The sequence below is a fragment of the Sulfitobacter sp. EhC04 genome, from assembly GCF_001650875.1.
Taxonomy (GTDB): Bacteria; Pseudomonadota; Alphaproteobacteria; order Rhodobacterales; family Rhodobacteraceae; genus Sulfitobacter.
Window position 1 is genome coordinate 1 of record NZ_LXYI01000059.1, and the last position, 8,603, is coordinate 8,603.

Consider the following 8,603-nt stretch of genomic DNA (forward strand, 5'->3'; position numbering starts at 1 on the left):
AGGGGACGCCCCATCAAGGGCGGCAGGCAAGCTATTTCCGCCGCTGGGGACGAGCCCCCGCTTTGCATCGCGAAACAAATAGCTTGCCTGCCGCCCTCCTCCACATGCGTTCCGGCCCCGAAAGGCGGGGTGAAGGGGCGTCCCCCATGACGGCTTTCGCAGCCCATGAAGGCCGCGCGGGTGTCGCGCGGTTGAGACAGGCCCGGAGGCAAGAAACCGATGACGATCCACACCCACGACGACGCGTATGAACCCGCCCACACCGCATCCCAGACCGCCCATGCGCTCGACGAGTTGCAGCTTTATGGCTTCCGTCCTTTTGATGAGCCCGATCCGCGCCCGATGCCCGATGGGCAGCGCCTTGCGGTCGCCGTCGCCGACATCTTCGATGCCCTCGTCGCGAGCCTTGAAGACACCCGCATGGAACCCGACCTCGAAGAGGTGCTCTGGGGCCAGGTCAACCTCTTCCACCGCGCGACGGCCCGGATCGAGCGGTCGCTCGATGAAAACGAACAGGCGCAGCGCCGCCTTCAGCGCGAGCAGGACGGCTCCGAGGTGAAATCCACCGAACTCGAGCGCCTGACGGCCGAAGGCCTGACGCTGATCGAACGGCGCAACTGCATGGACATGATGCGCGATCACGCCGCCACCGAGTTCGTCCATCACACGGGATCGTCCTGGCGCCCCCGCACGGGCTCGATGGTGAACCGTCAGCACATGACCGCCGCGCTCATTGACAGCCGCGACTTCCTCGCCGCCAAGCGCCGCGCAGAAACCGAGGTGATGTTGCCCGCAGGCCCCAAGGTTGCCCTCACCGGCGGGACCGACTTCAACGATCACCGGCTGATCTGGGGAAAGCTCGACCAGGTCCGGACCAAGTATCCCGACATGGTCCTTCTCCACGGTGGAAGCCCCAAAGGCGCGGAACTCATCGCCGCCAAATGGGCCGAGGCCCGCGGCGTGACGCAGGTGGCCTTCAAGCCCGACTGGACCAAGCACGCCAAGGCGGCGCCCTTCAAGCGCAACGACGCTATGCTGGACGTGCTACCCGTGGGCGTCCTCGTCTTCCCGGGCACCGGCATCCAGGAGAACCTAGCCGACAAGGCCAAAAAGCTCGGCATCCCGGTCATGAAGTTCGAGAAGGGGGCATGAGCCCCCTTTTCCTCTCGCGGGGAAATCGAGGTGGAAGAGCAGGCTTCCACCTGATATTTTGGAAGAAAGCCTGCTGGATCACGATATGTCTCACTCTGTCGCTCAACTTGAGGTGTTCCCGACCGACCTGCAGATGCGGCGGATCGATCCAGCCTGCAACATGCGGCGGTTTTACCGCATGAGCATTCAGCCCGATCTCTTTGGGGGCGCCAGCTTGGTGCGCGAATGGGGCAGCATTGGCGCGCGCGGGCAGATGATGATTGAGCAGCATCCAGATGAAGGGCGCGCCGTAACCGCGCTGATGAAACTTGCGGCGATAAAGAAGCGGCGGGGTTATGCATGATGCGCGGCCGCGGTTCGAAAAGCGGGCAGACACAGGAAAACGAGGGGGAGATGGCACTCGACACTGACAAGATCGATGATGCGGCTCTCGCGATCCTTAGCCTGACGCTGCATTACGGCGATCAGGTCTGGAAGGGAATCGATTGGGCCATCACCAACCGGCTTTTCGAGAAAGGCCTGATTTTTGATCCCAAAAACAAGGCGAAATCGTTGAGCCTGACCCCAGAAGGGGTCGCGCATGCGCGGGAAATTCTCGCGCGGGAGTTCAGCAAGGCCGAGTGACGGGCGGCTTTGCGGGACCTTACAGTCGTTCGCTGCATCTGCGCGCAATTTGCTCGCATCCGCATTTGCAGCATCAGCAACGCGCAGGGCGGCAAGCGGGCGTTCGCTGCGCTCCCGTCGAAAATCACCTGTCCTTCTGAAAGCAGTCATTCATTTGGGCGTAGAAACCAGTCGGCCGATCGGATGATCCGCCGCACTACACCGAGGCGCCTCCAGCAGAATCAACCTTGAAGCTGTTGGAAAGCCAGAGGGAATAGCCGAAAATCCCCGTTCTCTCTAACCCTACATCTTGTATCATGTTGCCTCAACCGCAATATCCGTAGTATGCTTTTGGTGAGCTGTTGCGTCAGCGATGGTGCGTATTATTGACCAATACTGAGGCAAACAATGTTTGATGAACCTAAGGTGATGTTCTGGCCAGTCGGCACAGGGGATAGCACAACTGTTGTCGTCCAGAATGGCATTGTTTTGCAGGTTGACTTGCGAGATCTTCATAGCGCTGGCGATGCAGACGATGATCATGCTGCCTTGGTCGACAAACTCGTAGAAAACCTCCCCACAGTGAACGGCAAACCATATCTTTCAACCTTTGCTTTGACCCACCCTGATAAAGATCACATTCAGGGCTTCCACGATTTGCTTGATCGCGTCACGATTGGCGAAATCTGGTTTACCCCGCGCGTCTTCATCGAGAACGATCAGGATTTGTGCGATGATGCAGTAGCCTTCAAAGAAGAAGCCGAGCGCCGTGTTCAAGAAACGATCAACTCAGGTGGTGACGTTGGCGCAGGTGATCGGGTCAGACTCATCGGATACGATGCCCTTCTCAAAGAAGATCACTTCGTCGGCTTCCCGGAAGATCGCCTGACTGTTCCTGGCAACTCGATAACAGAAATTGACGGTGTCGATTACGAGGGAGACTTCAACGCGTTCATCCATGCACCATTCGCGGAAGAAACTGATGGTGACCGCAACAACACAAGCCTTTGCATGCAGGTTGTTCTGGGTGATAACCCTTCCAAAGGGGGCGTTCTCCTGTTCGGCGACATTGCCTACCCGCGTCTGCGCAAGATCATCGACAAGACCAAGGAGGCTGGCAACGAGGAGTACCTCGCCTGGAAAGTGTTCCTTGCACCGCATCATTGCAGCAAGTCGGCCATGTACCAAAAGGAAGGCGACAAAGAAGTTCTCAAGCAGGATATTCTTGATGATCTGGCGGAGTATCAGGTTGATGGCGGCGTGATTGTCGCCAGCAGCGAAAAAATTCCCTTGCAGAATGCATCTGGCGAAAATCCACCGCACGCAAAAGCGAAGAAACGCTACGAAGAAATCGCTGATGGAGGTTTCCTCTGCACTCACGAGGATGGAGAAGACGGAGAGCCCCTGGTCTTTGATGTTTCCGACGGCGCGCTAGACGCTCCAGAAGTTGCGCAAGCGGCCGCTGCAAGGAAACTTGCCGATGCGGTTGATGATGCGCGCGGATCAGACAGCCCGCCCTCGGAACAGGTCGGGTATGGCTGATTTCACGACGAGAGGGCAACAACTTGCACTCGACCAACTCCAAGATATCGCGGCAGCCAGCGATGATACGATTGATATCGTTGACGTAAAGCCACCTGCTGGCCAAGGCCTTTCTCTTGTTATTCGCGTGTCTATTGATACGAGCGGATACGCTTATGAAGATGGCGGCTTCGACTATAGAAGGCGCGAGCCGCTGAACATTTTCGTGTCGCCGCATTTTCCAGTGGAACCGCCAAGGGTCTACTTCGCACACAAGCGCTTTCTCGGGCGCGCCCATGTGCAGTGGGGTGACTACCTCTGTTTGTACCAGGCAACGGATGTCGAATGGGCATCGCAGGATGGAATGTTTGGCCTGATCAAACGTCTGGACGATTGGCTGCGTGATGCTGCCCGCAATCAGCTTGACCCGGAGGATGCACCTCTTCACCCGCCAGTTGAATACACTTCCTCCGACATCAAACTTGCGGTCGAGATCGATGCGCCAGAGATTGAAGATGGGAAATCCTTCTGGCTTGGAACAGGAAAACTAACCAGACGGAATGACCATTGCTTTGATATTTCAGAATGGTCCGAGACGCCGAGCTCGCTGCCGAAGGATGAAAAGTTTGCCGCAGTCGTGCTGCTCAATCAGGCCATGCCGATGGAGTACCCTGACACGATCAGCAAACTCATCACGACGCTGGAAGCTCGCGGAGTTCCCTTCGATCTGCTGTTCTCAATCCTGAAAATATTTGCCCTGTGCCAACCTGATAACGAACCGCTCTACTTCATTCTTGGCGCGCCCATGAGGCGAAGAGCGGCGGATGAGCCATTACGACAGCACCTCAGCGCCTGGAAGATGGATGCGGAGTATGTCAAAGCTCTCCAGGGCATAATTCTGGAAGAGAATACCGAGGCAACGCTGGAAGCCTGGAAGGTCGTTCTTGAGTGGGCAACCGAAGCCAAGACCGAATGGTGCCGCGTCTACGATAACCGTCCCGAGGTTACCTTTCGTCGGGACCAAGGCACCAAAGCCAGCTGGTTTCTTGGCAAGAAGATTGCGCTGTTGGGTTGTGGCGCGCTCGGCTCTCATATCGGTGAATACCTCGCTCGCGCTGGAGCCGAAAAAATTCGCCTGGTCGATTATTCAGCCGTCAATGCTGGCATCCTTGTTCGGCAGCAATTCCGAAACTATCAAGTCGGTTACTCAAAACAAAGCGCCTTGTCTGTACAGCTGCGTGCGATCAACCCAAAGGCAGACATCGATCATGAATTCGCCAACCTAACAAAAGGTTGGCCAGAGGCACTTAATATCAGTGATTTCGATCTTGTCATCGATGCGACGGCGTCAAGACGGGTTGCCACCGCCTTGCAGCTTGATCTGACAAAGCACAATGATGTGCCGCCGATGCTACGATGCGCGATCAGCGCAAATGCATCAAAAGGTATCGCCACTTTGAACATGCCTGGTTCAGCTTTTGGCCCTGCCGACCTATTGCGTCGCACCAAAGTCGCCGCAATGTCTGATAGCGGTTTGACAGATTTCGCCGAAGCGTTTTGGCCATTCGATCAGCACGAGCGAGGGTTTCAACCCGAACCAGGTTGCTCCGAGCCTACCTTCGTGGGATCAGCTGCAGATATCGCCTTTTTCGCATCCTCATTCTTCAACTTTGCAGCTTCGGCCTTGAGGGAGGGCGGTGACTCAAAGGCAACAGCATGTTTCGTTCGTGTGTCACATGATGACGGCTCAATGTCCTCGCATCTTGTCCCGCTTTGCCAACCCAGTATCCACGTCGAGGCTCATCATGGATACCGCGTCCATCTCTCTCATCGCGCGCAATCAGCGATAGACAGTGAGATCAAGTCAAACGCCCGTACGGGCAGCGCTAAGGACGAAACTGGGGGTATCCTCCTTGGCGAAATTGATGATGCGCTGGGAATAATTTCGATTGATGTGGCCACAGGACCGCCGCCAGACAGCAAAAAGTCTCCCGAGCTTTTTGAGTGCGGCATTGAAGGGACGCACGCGCTTTGTGAATTCCACGCAAAAGAAAGCGGCAACTCAACGAAGTTCGTTGGAGTCTGGCATACGCATCCTGTTTCCATACCAAAGCCAAGCATGGTAGATCTTGGCGCCATGGCGCAGATACTCCATCTACAGGAAAAGACGCCGCGTCATGTTGTGATGCTGATCGTTGGTCATGCAGCCACGCGTCCGACCTGGCGCTTTCATCTGTTCAGGCGCAATGAATTTCAAGTCGTTACCCTTGCCGCTGGGGAGAGTGTCGATGAGTAGCAAGTCTTTCAAATTCGGACTTGCGCTATCAGGCGGTGGCTCGCGAGCGGCAGCGTTTCATCTTGGATGTATGAGGGCTTTGAATGATCGCGGCATTCTCGATCAGGTCCTAACGCTTTCCACTGTATCCGGCGGAAGTGTGATTGGCGCGCTTTGGGCATACTCGGACGATAGTTTCGAAGAATTTGATCAACGCATGCAAATTATTCTGCGCAAAGGGCTGAAAAAGGGGATCATCCGATACACCCTCTTTTCTGGCGAAGCGCCGAAGATCGTTGGGACGATCTTCACATCAGGCGTTCTCGCGGCGCTATGCTCGTCGGCAAGGCTTCTGATTTCTGCGCTTGGGCTTGTCGGCATCAAACATGCGAGCCTGGATTCATTGAAGCTACGTCTTCAAGCACCGCTTCCCAGATTTGCGAGCAGAACAACAGCCTTTGCACGATTTCTTGACGATGAGTATTTCAAGGGAACCCTCCTCAAGGGGGTCAAACGCCAGAACCTGAAAATCATTATCAACGCGTCAGAGCTCAGAACCCAATCGGCATTTCGCTATGGCTCAATGGAATCTGGATGTTGGAGATTTGGAACGCTAACCGAAGACACGTTAGTCGCAAAAGCTGTTGCGGCCAGTGCCTCGTTTCCAGCCATCCTTCCAGCTTTGGATGAACAGCAGCGCTACATAAAGCGCGGTGAAACGGCCACGCATCGAACAATCGTCAGTGACGGCGGCGTCTATGATAACCTTGGGACGAGTTGCCTCATCCCTAAGCGCGATAGCAGTTTTAGCACGAATGTGAATGAGACTGATTTCATTATTGCCTGCGTCGCAGGCCAGGGCATTCCCGATGGTTCCTCGCTACCATATTTTTGGCCGTCCCGAATGATCGAGACGATTAACACAATTCATCGTCGGACTCATTCAATAACATTCGATCTCTTGCACCGTCTCAAGGAAAGCGGTGAGATTAAGGGTTTTCTTTTGCCGTATCTTGGGCAGAACGATGCTGCCCTGCCGTGTCCGCCCCCTGACCTCGTAGCGCGTGACAAGACGTTTGATTACCCAACGAACTTCGATCCGATGTGTCAGGAAGACTTGGAGTTGATCGCAAAGCGTGGTGAACAGCTCACCAAAAACCTAATCGAGACATATCATCCTGATCTTTGAAAGATTGATTGGCGCATAGCCAGCGCCGTCCTAGTCTCGGTGAAGTTCAAAATGGGCCCAGTAGTGATTCACTTTATCGACTTGGACAGGTCGAAATGGCCAGAGATCACGCAAGACATCTGCATGCGGATGTCCAAAACTGCGATGCCCAGGATCCGAGCTAAAGATACTGAGCCCGGGTTCGATCATGGATGCAAGGCCGGTAAACCAATTGTTCTTTGAGCCATGATGGGGCACTTGAAACACTGTCGGCTGGAAAGATCGTTTGTGTCCCAAATATCCGACCAAAGACTGCCATTGATGGTCCGTACTTAGATTACCATCACCCGTATAGATAACTGAGCCGTCAAATTTTTCCTCGAACCACGGCCAGTTGGTCCGCCAATGGCCGATGGGACCTCCATATAAGAATAGGCTAAGATCGTTGAGCTGAGACTTCGGGAATGTCCGCACGTAATGATCCTTCAGTTCCCGTAGCGCATCCTTGCGATCATTGTCGGAGCTGTTTAGGAGGGCATCGCGCAAATCATTCACTCGCTCGACAAACCTCGCTACGTTCTGTGGCCTAGTCGTTGGATCGTTGTAGGGCACGAATTCCCAGAGGCTAGGGATGAACGCCGTGCCACGCGGATGCATCATCAGCATTTGGTAATGATGCCTTGCGCCTGACAGATATGACATCCATTCGGCCATCCAGTCTTGGTCGCCTTTCTCCTGGCGGATCTCTGCTTCGGCTTCAATCTTCAACGGCAGATCGCCATCAGGGTCAAAGTCAGGCTCGCCGCCCCCGTCCGGATCAGCTGGTCCGTCACCATCAGAAAACGGCACAAAGACGATTTGATTGAACCCGTCACCGGCTTGATCGACTAAGTATTGCGCTGGGTCGGTATAGAACGCAAATTCGGGATCGTCAGGTTCGAGCCCCTGCGCATATCCGATGGCGAGCCGGTGCCAAAGCGGGGCCCAAGGCAGCATGAGGGTGCGCGTACCCACATCGTTGAGCAACTTCACCATCCCGCTGATATGGTCAGCGTCAAAATGAGAAATCACAACAAGATCTAGCCTGCGTCCATCTACGCGGCTCTGGAACTTACCAAGAGCGTTCCTCACCAGCCGTTGTGACGAGGATGTGCCGCAATCATAAACCCATTGAAAATCCGGTCTCGAATGATGGTTAAAAGATGAACCAAGGGTAAGCCGCCCTGCGGAAAATAAGCCTTGGCCTACTGGGTGGAAACGATACTGGACATGTATTTTCATCAATAACCTTCAAAAACTTGCAACTATTTTCTGTGACTCCAGACTAGCAACTTTTCCAGCCAACCCAATAGGCCAATCGTGACCGATTGCATGACTCTGCAAGTTGCTGTGAAGCTCACCAATGACCGGAAGTGGCGCGCTCCGGCGGAACGTGGTTGGATGGATGTTGAGCCTTGCACCGATGACCGCTTTGGTTCGCTGCGTTTGCGAGATTGATGGCATGGTTGAAGGACAGGTTTGGGCCGAACACGATGCTGCACCTGCGAAATAGGCTTCCATGCTGCGATGTGCGTGACTGTAATGGTGAAGGTTTCGACATGGGCAAGCCCCGTAAGCGGGGCCGGGCTGCTGAGGCTCCGCCCTGAATTCTGACCTTGCTGTATTCCTGTGCCAATACGTCTTGGCCTGTCTCATCCTGAGCCATCCCAAGACGTTTGCCACATGGTCGCCTTCACGATCCGCTTTCAGCCCTGACGGGTCTGCATCCCTCTTGCAAGGCGGACGCTGCCGCCGGGCGAAGCCGAGGGGCTTTAGTCTTCGCCACCTGGCATAAGATTCAGAAGGGCTATGCGTCTGGCTTCTGGTCGAACAGAATAACGTGCG

The 8,603-nt window shown here is 55.0% G+C and carries 7 protein-coding genes; 6 read left to right on the plus strand and 1 reads right to left on the minus strand.

The genetic code is table 11. From position 1 onward, the window contains the following. Positions 1 to 219 precede the first annotated feature (219 nt). From A8B82_RS20215 to A8B82_RS20240, 6 genes are all read left to right on the plus strand, one after another. Positions 220 to 1,152 carry a DUF2493 domain-containing protein gene (locus A8B82_RS20215; protein ID WP_067296638.1) on the plus strand — a complete coding sequence of 311 codons (933 nt, stop codon included), beginning with the start codon at positions 220 to 222 and terminating at the stop codon, positions 1,150 to 1,152. A gap of 85 nt (positions 1,153 to 1,237) precedes the next feature. After that, complete coding sequence (locus tag A8B82_RS20220; protein ID WP_067296648.1) at positions 1,238 to 1,495, plus strand: WGR domain-containing protein; 258 nt, start codon at positions 1,238 to 1,240, stop codon at positions 1,493 to 1,495. Then, complete coding sequence (locus A8B82_RS20225; protein ID WP_235604751.1) at positions 1,492 to 1,776, plus strand: DUF6429 family protein; 285 nt, start codon at positions 1,492 to 1,494, stop codon at positions 1,774 to 1,776. The genes A8B82_RS20220 and A8B82_RS20225 overlap by 4 nt, the downstream gene beginning before the upstream one ends. 387 nt (positions 1,777 to 2,163) lie before the next feature. Further along, positions 2,164 to 3,297 (plus strand): hypothetical protein, encoded by a 1,134-nt coding sequence (locus A8B82_RS20230; protein ID WP_067296640.1) that lies wholly within the window; start codon positions 2,164 to 2,166, stop codon positions 3,295 to 3,297. Next, a complete protein-coding gene (locus A8B82_RS20235) occupies positions 3,290 to 5,572 on the plus strand; it encodes a ThiF family adenylyltransferase (protein ID WP_161489486.1) in 2,283 nt (760 codons plus the stop codon). The genes A8B82_RS20230 and A8B82_RS20235 overlap by 8 nt, the downstream gene beginning before the upstream one ends. Further along, positions 5,565 to 6,740: a patatin-like phospholipase family protein gene (locus A8B82_RS20240; protein ID WP_067296653.1), complete on the plus strand. Its 1,176-nt coding sequence runs from the start codon at positions 5,565 to 5,567 to the stop codon at positions 6,738 to 6,740. Before A8B82_RS20235 ends, A8B82_RS20240 begins: the two co-directional genes overlap by 8 nt. 30 nt (positions 6,741 to 6,770) lie before the next feature. Here the strand turns inward: A8B82_RS20240 and A8B82_RS20245 are convergent, their stop codons facing one another. After that, complete coding sequence (locus A8B82_RS20245; RefSeq protein ID WP_114273189.1) at positions 6,771 to 8,000, minus strand: MBL fold metallo-hydrolase; 1,230 nt, start codon at positions 7,998 to 8,000, stop codon at positions 6,771 to 6,773. Between the last annotated feature and the right edge of the window lie 603 nt (positions 8,001 to 8,603).

What these genes read in the sequence shown, in the direction of transcription:
- A8B82_RS20215 (WP_067296638.1), top strand. Translation starts at nt 220, where the DNA reads ATGACGATCCACACCCACGACGACGCGTATGAACCCGCCCACACCGCA.
- A8B82_RS20220 (WP_067296648.1), top strand. Translation starts at nt 1,238, where the DNA reads ATGTCTCACTCTGTCGCTCAACTTGAGGTGTTCCCGACCGACCTGCAG.
- A8B82_RS20225 (WP_235604751.1), top strand. Translation starts at nt 1,492, where the DNA reads ATGATGCGCGGCCGCGGTTCGAAAAGCGGGCAGACACAGGAAAACGAG.
- A8B82_RS20230 (WP_067296640.1), top strand. Translation starts at nt 2,164, where the DNA reads ATGTTTGATGAACCTAAGGTGATGTTCTGGCCAGTCGGCACAGGGGAT.
- A8B82_RS20235 (WP_161489486.1), top strand. Translation starts at nt 3,290, where the DNA reads ATGGCTGATTTCACGACGAGAGGGCAACAACTTGCACTCGACCAACTC.
- A8B82_RS20240 (WP_067296653.1), top strand. Translation starts at nt 5,565, where the DNA reads ATGAGTAGCAAGTCTTTCAAATTCGGACTTGCGCTATCAGGCGGTGGC.
- A8B82_RS20245 (WP_114273189.1), bottom strand. Translation starts at nt 8,000, where the DNA reads ATGAAAATACATGTCCAGTATCGTTTCCACCCAGTAGGCCAAGGCTTA.